The 14,743-nt window shown below is 44.1% G+C and carries 14 protein-coding genes; 10 read left to right on the forward strand and 4 right to left on the reverse strand.

The annotated features are described in order from the left end of the window. Window positions 1-13 precede the first annotated feature (13 nt). Window positions 14-325 carry a hypothetical protein gene (locus tag ADP71_RS00065; RefSeq protein WP_019958197.1) on the reverse strand — a complete coding sequence of 104 codons (312 nt, stop codon included), beginning with the start codon at window positions 323-325 and terminating at the stop codon, window positions 14-16. A 161-nt stretch (window positions 326-486) separates the two neighbouring features. Between ADP71_RS00065 and ADP71_RS00070 the strand changes: the two genes are divergently transcribed. Beyond that, window positions 487-951 carry a TlpA family protein disulfide reductase gene (locus ADP71_RS00070; RefSeq protein ID WP_081619554.1) on the forward strand — a complete coding sequence of 155 codons (465 nt, stop codon included), beginning with the start codon at window positions 487-489 and terminating at the stop codon, window positions 949-951. A 41-nt stretch (window positions 952-992) separates the two neighbouring features. Here the strand turns inward: ADP71_RS00070 and ADP71_RS00075 are convergent, their stop codons facing one another. Genes ADP71_RS00075 through ADP71_RS00085 form a run of 3 tightly spaced genes read right to left on the reverse strand, consistent with a single transcriptional unit; the run spans window position 993 to window position 4,673 of the window. Further along, on the reverse strand, window positions 993-1,436 hold the full coding sequence (locus tag ADP71_RS00075) for a hypothetical protein (protein WP_019958199.1): 444 nt from the start codon (window positions 1,434-1,436) through the stop codon (window positions 993-995). A gap of 58 nt (window positions 1,437-1,494) precedes the next feature. Beyond that, entirely contained in the window at window positions 1,495-3,138 is a 1,644-nt protein-coding gene (locus ADP71_RS00080; protein WP_019958200.1) for an FAD-dependent oxidoreductase, read from the reverse strand. Further along, window positions 3,135-4,673, reverse strand: a complete 1,539-nt coding sequence (locus tag ADP71_RS00085) for a polyamine aminopropyltransferase (protein WP_019958201.1) — start codon at window positions 4,671-4,673, stop codon at window positions 3,135-3,137. Before ADP71_RS00085 ends, ADP71_RS00080 begins: the two co-directional genes overlap by 4 nt. A 162-nt stretch (window positions 4,674-4,835) precedes the next feature. Here ADP71_RS00085 and ADP71_RS00090 point away from each other — a divergent pair, with 162 nt between their 5' ends. The 9 genes from ADP71_RS00090 to ADP71_RS00130 all read left to right on the forward strand — a co-directional run bounded on the left by ADP71_RS00090 (window position 4,836) and on the right by ADP71_RS00130 (window position 14,695). Continuing rightward, entirely contained in the window at window positions 4,836-5,234 is a 399-nt protein-coding gene (locus ADP71_RS00090) for a DUF350 domain-containing protein (protein ID WP_019958202.1), read from the forward strand. 13 nt (window positions 5,235-5,247) lie between these two features. Next, a complete protein-coding gene (locus ADP71_RS00095; protein WP_019958203.1) occupies window positions 5,248-6,366 on the forward strand; it encodes an SPFH domain-containing protein in 1,119 nt (372 codons plus the stop codon). Between the two features lie 15 nt (window positions 6,367-6,381). Beyond that, on the forward strand, window positions 6,382-8,016 hold the full coding sequence (locus tag ADP71_RS00100) for a DUF4178 domain-containing protein (RefSeq protein ID WP_019958204.1): 1,635 nt from the start codon (window positions 6,382-6,384) through the stop codon (window positions 8,014-8,016). A gap of 19 nt (window positions 8,017-8,035) precedes the next feature. Continuing rightward, a complete protein-coding gene (locus ADP71_RS00105) occupies window positions 8,036-8,185 on the forward strand; it encodes a hypothetical protein (RefSeq protein ID WP_019958205.1) in 150 nt (49 codons plus the stop codon). A gap of 9 nt (window positions 8,186-8,194) precedes the next feature. Beyond that, entirely contained in the window at window positions 8,195-8,554 is a 360-nt protein-coding gene (gene speD, locus ADP71_RS00110) for an adenosylmethionine decarboxylase (RefSeq protein ID WP_019958206.1), read from the forward strand. A gap of 624 nt (window positions 8,555-9,178) precedes the next feature. Then, window positions 9,179-9,406, forward strand: a complete 228-nt coding sequence (locus ADP71_RS00115; RefSeq protein ID WP_104931212.1) for a hypothetical protein — start codon at window positions 9,179-9,181, stop codon at window positions 9,404-9,406. A gap of 90 nt (window positions 9,407-9,496) precedes the next feature. Next, on the forward strand, window positions 9,497-10,750 hold the full coding sequence (locus ADP71_RS00120; protein WP_104931213.1) for an IS256 family transposase: 1,254 nt from the start codon (window positions 9,497-9,499) through the stop codon (window positions 10,748-10,750). A 29-nt stretch (window positions 10,751-10,779) separates the two neighbouring features. Beyond that, window positions 10,780-13,680, forward strand: a complete 2,901-nt coding sequence (locus ADP71_RS00125; RefSeq protein WP_257793074.1) for an autotransporter outer membrane beta-barrel domain-containing protein — start codon at window positions 10,780-10,782, stop codon at window positions 13,678-13,680. Window positions 13,681-13,747: 67 nt separating this feature from the next. Then, the gene (locus tag ADP71_RS00130) at window positions 13,748-14,695 is read left to right on the forward strand and encodes a GlcNAc-transferase family protein (protein WP_019958208.1); all 948 of its coding nucleotides are present in this window, start codon (window positions 13,748-13,750) and stop codon (window positions 14,693-14,695) included. The last annotated feature ends 48 nt before the right edge of the window (window positions 14,696-14,743 follow it).

Genomic DNA, 14,743 nt, shown 5'->3' on the forward strand with positions numbered 1-14,743 from the left:
ATCAATGATCAAGTTAACGGCGATTGGCATATTTAGAACAAAATTGTTGTGCGCCAATACGCTGATACTCGTTTTTCAATTCATTGCTTTGTAAATTTTGCTGTTCTTGAATGGCTTCTTTGCTGCCTAAAGCTGCTTCACAAGATTGGTCATTGATGACATCTTGATAGGTTTGGCTTGCTGTGCCACCACACAATTGGCTGATGGTTAATTGAAATGAATTGGCATGAGCATAGCGTTTACAGCGGTTGGCAGGGCTGTTGGGATTGGCGATGGCTAAGGTGCTTAACGCCAATAAAGATGCCGCTAAAATCAATTGTTTCATGCGCATATCCTCTTTAAAAACAGCAAATTTATTTAATGCTATTATACGCGACATTAATGAGCATCTAAATAAAGTTGGGTAAAAATACTATAATTCAATATTATAACGTGTACATTCAGCGATATTAAAAATACAAAAATCAATATGAAAGTGGTTGGACAATGAAGTTAATGGCAGTGTGTGTGGCGGCAATGGTGATGGTTTTAAGTGCTTGTGGTGAGCCTAAAGTCACGCCACAGCTCAAGGTACAAGATTTGGATGGTCAATATGTGACGTTGCAATCTTTGCAAGGCAAGCCAGTCGTGATCAATGTATGGGCCACGTGGTGTGCGCCTTGTCGTCGTGAAATGCCTTTATTGCAAGAGGCGCAACAACAAAATCCCGATGTGACTTTTGTGTTGATCAATCAAGGTGAAAAAGTCGATGCCATTGAACGCTATTTGGCGCAAGAACAGTTGAACTTAAAAAATGTGTGGCAAGATGAAAATTTATTGACCCAAGAGGCTTTGGGTTATCAAGCTTTGCCAAGCACGTATTTTTTGAATGCCAAAGGTCAATTGCTTGCTCAATCGGTTGGTGAGCTTGAAAAGTCACATTTAGAACAATATTTAAAAGACATTCGTTAAGTCTTATTGTAAGCGTCCTGTAAGGTTTACAGGACGCTTGTTTATGCATGGCAAGAGGATTGATTGACTGTCAAAGTGATGGTTTCTTGATTGCGAAATATATAATTAAAATGCATTTTGTAACCTGCTGCTAAAAATTTCTTGGTGTCTTTTTCAGCGCACAATTGCTGTATGGCGGCTTGTTTGTTGCTGTCTAAGCTTAATATTTGTGGCGTGATGGCTTCGCTTAAAATGGTGAAATTGTAATGAATGTCTTTACCTGTGCGTTTTAGCGAGGATATTTCCATAAAGTTGCCCGCTTGATAAGGCAGTTGTGCTTGCATGTGTTTGAGAGTGGTGTCAATTTCTTGATCGTAATTGTTGCTGTGGCTGGTTTGATTTTGTATGACTTGAGTCAGATCAGCCGATTCGGTGTCTTTGGTTTGATGGCCACAGGCGCTGATGGACAAGACTGCACAGCAGACTAAAAAAGAGAGTTTCAACATGATAAGTCCTTATTTTAAAAGCATGATAACCATCAGCTCGTTATCGTAAGGCCATGTTTTACAACCATTGTTCCAATGCAAGCAAAGCTTTTTGTTTGCCCCACCAACATGCTTCTTCAAAAACTGAATAACCAGACAAATCACTGTGAGCAAACTGCAAGCGTCCTGTATGCTTTTGCAAGGCTTGTAAACCTGTGTTGCTCAAATAATCTGGTGTCGGTACTGCCATGGCATGCCCTCGTACGGTGATGCGTGCTTGTACCATTTGGCGGCGGATGTCGACACCATAAATGCTTTCTAATTCGGCAGCGGCATGTTGGTAAATGGTTTCAGGACGGCTGTTGATGAGCCAATGGCGAACATTGGCAGGTGTGTCATGATTGAGCGCATTGTATGCGGTGAATGAAGTATACGGCGGTTGACCTCGCCACAATTCTTGATGTGTGGACACGACATAGCCCAAACCTTGCCCTTGATAGGCGACATTGTCCCAAGCCAAAGGCGTACCACTGTATTCAGCAGGCATGCCTTTAAAAATAAAATTGCTCACCAACCACGGCGCATATTCAGGCATGTGTTCGCGTGGATTAAATCCGTATTGAGAAATACCATTCACCACGCGCGCGGCAATGTACAACGGCATGGCACAAATCACCGTTTGAGCGTGCAAATACAACCAACCTTGTTGTCCATCGTAGACCAATACTTTCACGCCATCTTTGGTTTCTTCAATCTTCATGGCACTGGCATTCAAAGACACGGCTTGATGCTGAGGCGTCCTGTAAGCAGCAATATCGGGATAAGTTTGTAAGCGACAATATTGGCGTATGCGCTCGCTCAAATGGTTCAAACCATCAGACCAAGTCAATACTTGGTGGCTGTGTTCGTGTTCATCGTCCAAACGGGTGCGCGCGCAAAAATAATGCAAGCCTGCCCAAGCCGACACTTGGTGTATGCCTTGTCCATAATCATCGCGACAACAATAATCGGCATACCACAGCAAACTTTCATCGTCATAATGTTCTTGCTTGAGCCAAGTGGCAAAAACCATTTGGTCGAGTTGGCGCCATGTTTGATCCAAGCTAGAGGCGGCAAGTGGCATGGCAAACACACGTTTGTTGTCCGTACCATGTTGCAAACTCAAGCGATGCATGTGTTCAAAAAAACGTTCGCTTTGAGCGTTTTTGTGTGGCGCAATGGTGTTTTGCCAATGTTCATCAAAATACAAACGCTCGGTTGGCGCATGCACCAAAGCTTTTTCATCGTATTGACCGTCCTGAAAAACCTTTAAGTCGCGTAGCAATTCTTCGATATGAGTCGATTCGAGCGAAGGCAAAGGCAGATAATGCGCCCCCGTTGGATAATACACCTCGCCATGATGTTCGCCACGATTGTTGCCATTGCGTTCAGGACCATCGAGTAAAACATAATCGTGCATGCCATGTTTGGCAAATTGCCACGCCGCCGACAAACCCGCACCGCCGCTACCAACAATCACCGCTTTAACCTGTTTGACAGGGATGTTTTGAGGCAATGCATGCATGGCGTCGCGCATGGCATGCCCCAAAGCCATGCCGGGATAATCAATGCTAATGGGTGGCGTTTGAGGATTGAACCGACGGTAAGAGCCCAAACCAGTAGCACCAAGCAAGCCTGCACCCAATACATGTCCTAAAAAACGGCGGCGGCTGAGTTTCATCATCGTGTTGCAGCTCGCCAATCGGATTCAAAATATTCGACCAAACGTTGCGTGTTCAAATGATTGGCTTCCACGTTCAAGCGAGGCATGTCTTTGGGAAATGAAAACATTTGTGCTGTGGTTTGTGCATCTAAAAATTGTGTAGGTACTTGATAGGTTTTGGGGATGTGGAACTCGTCCTGTAGCGATGCCATCACAAAACCCCATTCACCAAAAGAAGGCACATAAGCATGGTAAGGCAAAGTTCTTAAGCCTGCCGCTTCCAAGGTGGTGACGATGCACCAAAACGCTTGTGGCGCAAAATAAGGCGAAGTCGATTGCACCACGACATTGCCGTTTGGGTTGAGATGGCGTTTGACCATGCGATACATCGGTACAGAATACAATTTGCCCAATGAAAAATTGGATGGATCAGGCAAATCGATGATAATCGCATCAAAAGTTTGGGTGGCTTGTTCTAGCCATTTGGCCGCATCGTTGTTGACGATGGTGACTTTGGGATGGTTTAAGGCGTTGGCATTGAGTTGGGTCAAGGCAGAAGAAGTGCGAAACAGCTTGGTCATTTCAGGATCCAAATCGACCAAGGTAATGTGATTGACTTGTGGGTATTTCAACACTTCGCGTGCCGCAAAACCATCGCCACCACCCAAAATCAATACATCTTTCACGGTGTTTTTTTGTTCCATAATCGGCAAAACCAAGGCTTCGTGGTAACGGGCTTCGTCAATCGACGAAAATTGCAAATTGCCGTTGATGAACAAGCGCGTGTCATTGTGCCAACGTGTGACCACCAAACGCTGGTAAGGTGAGGCGCTGGAATAGACAATTGGGTCGCCAAAATAGCTTTGTTCGGCTTTGTAAGTGATTTGGTCTGCATACCAAAAACAACACAATAAAACCAACATGATGATGTTGCCACGAAAACGCAGGCTTTTATAAGATGGTAATTCGTGTTTGAAAATTTTGGCAGTGATTAAAGCCACGCCCACATTCAAAATACCAAACAACAAAGCGCTGCGAGCCATGCCTAATTTGGGTGCCAAAATCAATGGAAATAACAAAGACACCGCCAAGGCGCCCATGTAATCAAACGTCAGTACACGACTGACAATTTCTTTGAATTCGGCTTGATGTTGATGTAAAACCCGCATCACCAAAGGAATTTCCATACCCACAACCGTACCAACAATAATGACTAAACCATATAAAATGATGCGAAATGGCGCGGCAGAAAAACCAAACAAAACAAACAGTGCCAAAGCCGATATGCCGCCGATGATGCCGACAAGCATTTCGGTTTCAATAAAACGGGTGAGAGCATGCTCGTCTGAGATGTAGCGGGTTAAATGCGAACCGATGCCCATTGAGAACAAATACAGGCCGATGATGGTGGAAAATTGTAAGATAGAATCGCCTAACAAATAGCTGGCCAAAGCAGCCATGATGAGCTCATAGGCCAAACCACAGCTTGCGACAATGAAAACAGAGATGATTAAAGCGGGATTCACAGGTTTTTCCACCAAGAAAAGTGCAGGCATGCTAACACAAATTTTGATGTAAATAGCATGTAAAAGCGTCCTGTAAAATTAAAAATGTTTGAAAATTACGTATGATATGTTCATGTTTGGAATGATTGTTTTGTATACAATTGGATGTTTTTAGGCTACATTTAGTGCCAATATACTGAAATGGATGCAACGATGGAAATCGCAATTTGGCAATATTTACTGTATTTGAAATATTTTGGCGTCGCCTTAATCATGTTGGTGGTGTTTGCGGCGGTGTATACACGCATCACGCCGATTCGGGAATTGGCTGCCATCAAAGAAGGTAATGTGGCGTGTGCTTTGTCTTTCAGTGGGGCGCTGATAGGTTTTTGTATCACTTTGATTTCAAGCATGATGCAATCTGTTGGCATGCTCAGTTTTGTGATTTGGGGTGCTGCTGCGGCCGTGATTCAAATTTTGGTGTATTTTGTGGCGACGCGTTTGATACCAGATGCCGATGAACAATTGCGCAATAACAATGTGGCTGTGGGTATTTTGTTTTTGGGCTTGTCGGTATCCATCGGTATTTTAAATGCCGCTTCATTAAGTTAAAAGGAATGACATTATGGTTTTTAAATCCATTTTTGGCGGTGCGGATGTAGGTGGTTTCATCAAGAAACAATTCATTGATGTCATTCAATGGCCCAATCCTGAACCTGAAGTCTTAATGTGGCGTTTTCCGATTCAAGATGAGGAAATTCAAAACGGCGCTAGCTTAACAGTACGAGATTCGCAAGCGGCGATGTTTGTGGACGAAGGCGTGACAGCCGATGTATTTACAGCGGGTACTTATAAACTCACCACACAAAACTTACCCATTTTGACCAACTTGAAAAACTGGTCAAGAATGTTTGAGTCGCCGTTCAAGTCGGATGTGTATTTCTTCAATATGCGCCAACAATTGTCACGTCGTTGGGGCACGTCTCAGCCTGTCACCATTCGTGACAGTGATTTTGGTGCGGTGGCGGTGCGTGCGTTTGGCATGTATTCATTCCGTATTGCTGACCCTTCTTTGTTTTTCCGTGAAGTGACAGGCGTGACAGTAGAATATCGTGGCAATCAATTAGAAGAACAATTGCGCAATTTGGCTGTGACCAATTTGGCTTCGGCGTTTGGTACTTCAGGCATTCCATTTTTGGACATGGCGGCCAATCAAGTTGGTTTGTCACACAAAATGACAGAATTGCTGCAACCTTTGTTTGCACGCATTGGTTTGTTGCTAGAAAGCTTTACCGTTGAAAGCGTGACCTTGCCTGAAGCTTTGCAAAAACGCATGGACGAGCGCATGGGTATGGGCATTATTGGCGATATGTCACGCTATACCCAATTTCAAACTGCCCAAGCCATTCCCATGGCAGCACAAAATGAGGGTGGGATTGCAGGTATTGGCGCAGGCATTGCCGCTGGTATGGGTATGGGTAATGCCATGACTCAAGCGATGATGCCCGGTATACAACAGCCTCAAATGCCTTATCAACAGCCTTATCAACAACCAACGCTACCTCAACAAACCGCAGCAGTCGGCGCGGGTGCCGCAGCAGGTGCGGCAACGGTAGGAACAGGCGGTGGCGAAGATTTAGCGAGTAAATTGATGCAACTGAAAACTTTGTTAGACCAAGGTTTGATCAGTCAGGATGACTTTGATGCTGCCAAGGCGGAAGTCATTAAAAAAATCACGGGATAACGGTAAAGGTTCAGCGTGGCTAGTTTGTTTCATACGTCTTGTCCTCAATGTGGTGCCAATGTCGAGGTGCAATCTGCTACTGCCGTTACGGTAGTGTGCGGCTCTTGTCATTCGATGTTGGTGCGAAGCGGGGAGCAATTGGCCGCTTCAGGTCGCCATTCGGTATTGTTGCAAGACTTTTCGCCTTTGCAAGTGGGCACCAACGGTTCTTACAAAGGCATGTTGTTCACTTTGGTGGGACGCTTGCAAGTGCAATACGAAGGTGGCAGTTGGAATGAATGGCATGCTTTGTTACATGACGGGCGCAGCACGTGGTTGTCTGAGTCTGCTGATTTGTTTGTGTTTACCGAACTCGAAACCGCCGCGCAAATTGGCGAATTGCCCAAATTTGAAGACATTCAAATTGGCGCCACTTGGTTTTCTTATGGACCCAAGTCTTATGCTGTGGCAGACATCCGCGAAGCCAACCGCAGCCGTTATGCTGCGGAAGGTGAATTGCCGTATATCGTGCCTGAAAATGAAGTGGCGAAAGTGGTCGATTGTCGTAGCACCGACACTTTCATGACGTTAGACTATACCAATGACAATAAGCGGCCTGAAGTATTTATTGGGCAAGGTGTTGAATTATCGGTTTTGGGTTTGCAAAATTTGCGTACCAAAGACCAAATTCAAGAAAGTGCAGGCCGCTTAAAAGGCAGCGCACAAGGCAGTAAATGTCCCAATTGCGGTGGTACGGTGCAATGGGTGACAGGTGTGGCCACGCATGTGGTGTGTCATTATTGTCAAAGTCAGATTGATTTCAGTGCAGAACAAGCGGTTGTGGTGGAAACGCGCAACATGCGCATGGAACAAGACAACGCTTTTACATTGAATCTGGGCAGCCAAGCGACGATTATGAGGCAACAATGGTGGGTCATTGGTGCGATGAAACAATCGGAAGTGGCGGGCAATGCGGCACGTTCGACTTTGTATCCTGGTAATCAACCTAAAATCTTAGTCCCTGAGGGCGATCCTTGGTGTGAGTATTTATTGTATGCGCCTGAAAAAGGTTTTTTGTGGTTGACTGAAATGTCAGGCAATCGTTGGGCCATTGCCAAGACTTTGAATACGTGGCCACAGTTACAAATGCCTTTGCGTCCTATTAACGATAACAAGCGTCCTGTAAACTTATTGTACGATTATGGTGGACAAGTGCAATATGCCGCGGGGGCATTTTATTGGAATGTGGCACCGAAAGACGTTACATATTACACAGATTTTGGTACTGAAAAGAAAAAACTGTCAGCTGCTTTGACCGCATTTGAGCAATCTTGGTCGGCTGTGACTGAAATTCCTGCTGCGGCAGTGGCTGCATGGTTTCAAAACAATCAAATTGCCAAGCCAATGGAGTTGGGTCAAGCCAATCAATTGGCACAAAATGCCTTGCGCGTTGAGGCGAGTCATTTTAATGCTGGTGCAGGAGCTGCGGCTGTCAATACGGCTTCTAATGCCGTAGGCTCTAACAAAGCCATGATTTGGCTCTTGATTTATTTGGTCTTGAATTTTCCTGCCATGCTGATGGGTTTGATGGGGGACGGCTTATTTGGTGTCATTATTGTGACCTTGATAGTGCATTGGATTTTGAAAATGATTTTTAATAAAAATACCTGAGGTCAAATAAGGAATCAATATGAAGGGATTTTTTTCTTGGGCTGCGGTAGCATTGTTGGTTGCCAGTACCAGTATCAATTATTCTATGGTTTCTACCAGTAGCACCGCTTCAAAGTCTGGTAACAGTTCAGTGGTACGCACGCCAAGCAGTGGTGGTTGGCACAAATAAGGTTGATTTATGCAGTTAGCAGGGCAACACTGCTTACTTGATGTAAGTGGTATCGATATTGAATGGGCAAAAGATGCTGTACGCATCGAAGCTTTGCTGCGAGAAGTTGCACACGCAGCAGGAGCGACCATTATCAACAGCCATTTTCACACTTTTGGTGCGGGTGGTGGCGTCACTGGCGTTTTGCTATTAGCAGAATCTCATATCAGTATTCACACATGGCCAGAGCATGCTTATGCGGCTTTGGATATCTTTATGTGTGGGTCACATCAAATTGAATTGGCATTGTGTTTGCTTAAGAGCAAAATGCAGTCTGATTTCATTAATATCAATATGATTAATCGCGGTCTTCCAACAAACTTAAATTAATTTTTTTATGACATTAATATTTAATTAATAAGATGATTAGATGATTAGATGATTAGATGATTAGATGATTAGATGATTAATTCTTGAATAAAAACAGATGGTGATGTGAATTATATGGCCGAAATTTGACTATTTTTAATTGATTTAAGTCATATTTTGAAAAGGCTATTTTAGAAAGTTGTTTTTCAGTCAAAATGCCAATGGTTTTAAAAAATTAAATATGCATATAATATAAATTATTTGTCAATTAAAAACAATAAGTTGAATTTATTTTGGAACTTTTAAGTGCGATTTTTCAAAAGTGTTGATATGTTGTTAATGGGTAATCATCTGTAAATTATTTGATATAAATCAAATTTTTGCCTATGATTCATCGCTCTTGTATTGTTCATATATGCATAAGTTTTTCGAGCTAGAAAAATCATAAAGAATCCAAATGGCCCCATAGATGAAATGGTTGGATCCATTTTATCGAATGCCGACAAGTGTAGATTAAAAACACCCACAAAAAAATAGTAATGACACTGATGTATTGAGTGGCTAAGTGTCTTTGCTTTTTCTTGAAACTATGATTGCGTATGAATTTTAAACAAGTCTTTGTTTTTTATAAATTATGGAGTAGTCATGAAAAGTGTCTCGGGTAATGTTTATCATTTAAAGTGGAATGAGTTAATACAAGATTGGGTTGTGATTCACACAGTGGATGTGGACTCTGCTCATGGTATGACTTTATCTAAAGCATCTGTGGTTTCTGCAATGGTCATTGGTTTGGGTAGCCCTGTTGCCTATGCTTCTTCTGGCTATCAACAAAAGTCTTTATTAGAACGCCAAGGTATTAATGGCGAGCTATAGTCATTTCTGGTGTATGACGAACAAATGAAGAAGGCGTATCCTGTTGATTGATTTCCGACCAAAGATTTCAACCAACAAAAGGAATACGCCATGACTGATTCTAACCCAAATGCATTCGTACAACCACAGCAAACATTCAATGACCCATTGACCGATTTGCTGCGTCAGGGAGCCAGGGAGTTGATTGCCAAAGCAGTTGAAACCGAATTGCAGATTTTGCTGGAGCAACACTCACCCAAGAAACTTCCCGATGGTCGCCAAGCATTGGTCAGAAATGGTTATTTGCCGGAACGAACAGTGCAGACTGGCATTGGTGATGTACAGGTGAAAGTGCCGAAGGTACGAGATCGCAGTGGTGACGGTGTGTGTTTCAACAGTCAATTGTTGCCGCCTTATTTGAAACGTACCAAAAGCATCGAAGAATTGCTGCCATGGCTGTATTTGAAAGGCATTTCCACAGGTGACCACCAACAAGCTTTGGCGGCTGTATTGGGAGAGCAGGCCAAAGGCTTGTCAGCCAATACCATCAGTCGTTTGAAGCAACATTGGACGGACGAACATCGGCAATGGAGCCAGCGGGATTTAAAGGGCAAACGCTATGTGTATTGGTGGGCCGATGGCATTTACAGCAATGTGCGATTGGACGATAGACTGTGTTTGCTGGTCATCATTGGTGTGACTGATCAAGGACATAAAGAGTTGGTGGCGGTTGAAGATGGTTATCGGGAATCTGAAGTCAGTTGGTCAGAAGTGTTGATAGGCTTGCGTTTGAGGGGTTTGGAAACCAGTCCAAAATTGGCGGTCGGCGATGGTGCGTTGGGCTTTTGGAATGCCATGGCCAAGTCTTATCCAGACACCAAACATCAGCGCTGTTGGGTGCACAAAACGGCCAATGTGTTGGCAGCCGTACCCAAATCGGTACAAGGCAAATTGCGAGAGGCTTTGAAAGAAATTTGGATGGCCGAAACCAAAGAAAGTGCAGAACAAGCCTTCAAACAAACAGTGGCTCGCTTTGGTGACAAATACCCCAAAGCCATTAACAAACTGGTGAAGGATGAAGAAGAGTTATTGGCATTCTATGACTTTCCAAATGTGCATTGGACGCACATCCGCACCACCAACCCGATTGAATCCACGTTTGCTACCGTACGATTGCGTAGTAAGCGGGCTAAAAACTGCGGTTCCAGAGAAACCACTTTGGCGATGGTGTACAAATTATTGGAAACGGCCCAAAAGCGTTGGCGCCGGATTCAAGGATTCAACTTATTGACCTTGGTGGTCAACAACGTCATCTTCAAAGATGGCAAGCAGGAAGACGAGCAATCAACAGAGAAAGCGGCCTGAATGCCATACACCAGATTTGACAATAACTCATTAATGGCCGTGGTGTCACCGTAGCGTATTTGGACACAGGCACCAGCTTTGACAATAGCGCGTTTGCATTGGGAAATTATCGCCAGCAAATTACGCAAGGTTTGGCAGTGAATGCCAATGTCGCTCGAAACAGCGAGGGTCGTTTGTATTTTACCGATGACATCCGAACCAGTCAGAGCGAACATGGTACTTGGATGACTTACACCATTTTAAAGCAAGCGCCTCAAGCCAATGTTTTGGTGGGCATGTTGCAAGGTGAAGGTTTTAATGGACGTTTGGAAGACTATTACAATGCAGTGGTCAAAATCTCAAGTGAGCGTCCTGTAAAAATCATTGGCACCAGTACTGCTTGGGGCAATTACAACGATGCGTTGGTGCCTTTTAATTCATACAAAAAACAATATGATCAAATCAAAGCCAATAATGCTTTGGTTGTGTCTGCGGCAGGCAATGATTGGCCAAGCACGTTTGCATATGCGCCTTTAATTGAATACACCGCTTCTATCAACAAAAATGAAGCTTTGAAGTACCAAGGGCAGTATTACGGCCATTGGATTAATGTGACCGGCCTGAATCAAACAGCGACTGATGCGGCGGATGATATTCAGCATTGTAATATCAGTATGTATTACTGTGTTGCTGCGCCACAAGGACCAGCACTGCGTGATGAGCAAGGGGAATTCTTGCGTGATGAAGCTGGCAATATTCGCTATGGTGAATATTATGGTACGTCATGGGCGGCGCCGAATGTTACAGCGATTGCAGGTTTGGTTGAGCAGCGTTATCCATGGATGAGTGCGAAGAACATATTTGAAGTGGTGCTCGGTACTGCTGATGATATTGGTGCTGCAGGCATTGACGAGCAAACAGGTTGGGGTGCGGTAAACCGTGATGCTGCCATCGGTGGTTATGGACAATTTGCTTGGGGTCAAAGTGAATTGGACATTCCCCAAGAACAAACGGCATATTTTGACAATAACATTGGCGATGACCGCTCAGTCAGTGGGGCTGCGGGTGGTTTTGATAAAAAGGGTCGCGGTGTCTTGGTGCTCAATGGCCACAATACCTATCGCGGCAACAGCAATGTGCATGCAGGTACGGTGGTGGTCAATGGCAGCAATGTGAATTCTAGTTTTCATGTTTACCAAGATGCCAATTTGGTCGTTGGAGACGTGAAAGCTTCGGTTAAAAACTTGAACAATGCAGGCCGTGTTTCTTTGGCACATGTGAACAGTGAGCTGGATGTTTTAGGCAACTATCATGGTGAAACAGGCAGTCACATGGATGTGTATGCGCATTTGTCTGTAGCAGATCAAGTACAAATGGGTTCTGTGAACATTCATGGCAATAGCAGTGGCGAGAGTGCGGTGTCTGTGCGCCAAGCGGGCGGTGCGAATGGTTTGATTGCCAATCGCCAAGCCGAAGCCGATGGTTATTTGTTGATTGCGGTCAAAGGTGATTCCAAAGCGCAGTTTAAACAAGTCGGTCGGATTACTGCAGGAGCGTATGAATACCAATTACAACGAGGCCAAACCAATGCCAATAATTGGTATTTGAAAACAGAAGTCACCAAACCTGAAACACCTGTGGCAACCAATAGTCCATTGACACCTGAAGCCGATGAGTCGTTAGATTCTCAACCACAAACGCCACCATTGCAAAACAATGGCTCTTTGACATCCAAACCAACGGAAAGTCAGCCAGCTCAACCTGAAATCGATCAATTGCAAGATACTCAACCGCAAACACCGCCAGTGCAAAACAATGGTTCTTTGGGGTCTAATTCAGTTGCCAATGAGCCTGTGCTACCACAGACAGAAAATAAGCCTAATCAGCCTGAAAGTGGTTTGGTGGAAGCGGTGCCAAATGTTACGGATACTGATACAGAGACGGTGACAGGTAATCTTGCGCAATCGAATCAGCCGAGTCAGCCAGTACCGTCTGCCATAGTTGCTACGCCTGTATACCGTCCTGAAGCGGCGACTGTCATTGGTCATCAAGTGGCAGTGCATCAATTGTTTGATATGCATACTTTGGGTGCGCGTCGCCAATTTCAGCAGCGCAATGTGAATAATTTAGGCAATCAAAAAGACGTTTGGGTGGCTTATCGCCGTGATGATGAGCATTATGATGTGGGTGGCAAACAAGTGCGTTTGGATGCGACGTATGATGCGGTGCAAACAGGCGTGAAAATCATTGGTAATGATCATTTTCAAGTGGGCGTGACTGCCGCTTATGGTCAATATGATTCACGCAGCCGCTCTAAAATTACGGTGTATGAATCCAAAGGCAAAACCACAGCTTATGCCGCTGGTGCGTATGCAGAGTATGCACAACAACCTGATTCAGGCAAAGGCTTAAAAGTGAGTAGCCAAATTTTGTGGAATCAATTTGATCATGAACTCAATGGTGAAAATGCCGCAGCGGTAAAATATGCTGCCAAAGGCGTGAGTGTGCAAAACAAAGTATCTTATGGTTTTGAACATACCAATGCCAAGGGTTCACGCTTTAGCATACAGCCACAAGTGATGGTCGATCATCACAATATCAAAGCCAATAGCGTGACTTTGAGCGATGGGACTGAGGTGAAAACCAACAATAAGGCTTTATGGCGTGTGGGTGCGGGTGTGAAAGTACAGGCCGATATGGCTGTGGGTCAGAATTCACGCATCAAACCGTATGCTGAAGTCAATGTATATCAGCAAAATCGAAATTTATCGGTTGAAATGGACCATCATCGTGTAATATTTGATGGTCAACGTAAAGTAGTAGATACGCAAGTCGGTGTAGTGGCACAAGTAGGGGCGCAAACAGAAGTTTGGGCTGGTGCTGGTATGCAATGGGGTGACTCAGGTTATCGCAAAGCCAGCGGACAGATAGGTGTTCGTTATCATTTTTAGTCGTACAATAAATTGAGCCCATCCACTGTGGGCTCAATTTACAAAAATATATATTATTAATATCATTATGAAACATTTAGATCAAGCTTCTATTTTTGTATCCATTGCTGCATATCGGGATCCACAATTGCCCACGACTGTACGGTCTTTGTTGGAAAATGCAGATCACCCAGAACGTATTTTTATTGGTATTTTTAACCAAGTACACTTACAAAAAGACAAGGATTGTCTGGTACACAACCATCCACAAGTGTTGCAACACATTTTGGACTATACAGAGGCACAAGGCGCTTGTTGGGCGCGTGGTTATGTGTGGAATAAATTGTTAGGCGACCAAGATTTTGCCTTGCAAATTGACAGTCACAGCCGTTTTGCCGAAGGTTGGGATACGACGGTTTTAAATATGTACGCCAAATTGAAGGATGAAAATGCCATCATTACCCATTATCCTATGGGTTTGGATACGGAGAAAAATTCGTTGGATCCGCAAATGTACACGTATTTTAATGTACAAAGCTTCCGCAACACCCAATTGCCTGATGTCACTTCAGGTGCGATTGATTTGCGTCACGCGCCTGAAACGTGTTCTAAAACAGCATTTGTGGCAGCAGGTTGTATGTTTGGTGCGAGCCGTATTTTCAAGCAAGTACCATATGATCCTTACATTTATTTTCATGGCGAAGAAATTACCTATGCCGCACGTTTGTGGACGCATGGTTATAATTTGTATTTACCGAATCAGCCATTTATGTGGCATGACTATAAAAATTTAAATAAACGCCCATTGCATTGGCAAGACCACAAAGAATGGCGTTTGAAAGACATGTTGGCACAACAGCGCTGTCGTCATTTGATGCGCATTAAGGCCGTTGATGACCCACGCGCATTGCAGTATTTAGAGCATTATGGCATGGGTTTTGAGCGCAGTTTGGATGAATACCAATCTTTTTCAGGCATTCATTTTAGACGTCAATTGCTCACCGAGCGAGCCAGAAGCGGTAAGCAATACGGTTGATATTGAGTCCATAAATAAGCGTCCTGTAAACTTTACAGGACGCTTATT

It is taken from the genome of Vitreoscilla sp. C1 (genome assembly GCF_002951955.2).
Classification (GTDB): domain Bacteria; phylum Pseudomonadota; class Gammaproteobacteria; order Burkholderiales; family Neisseriaceae; genus Vitreoscilla; species Vitreoscilla stercoraria.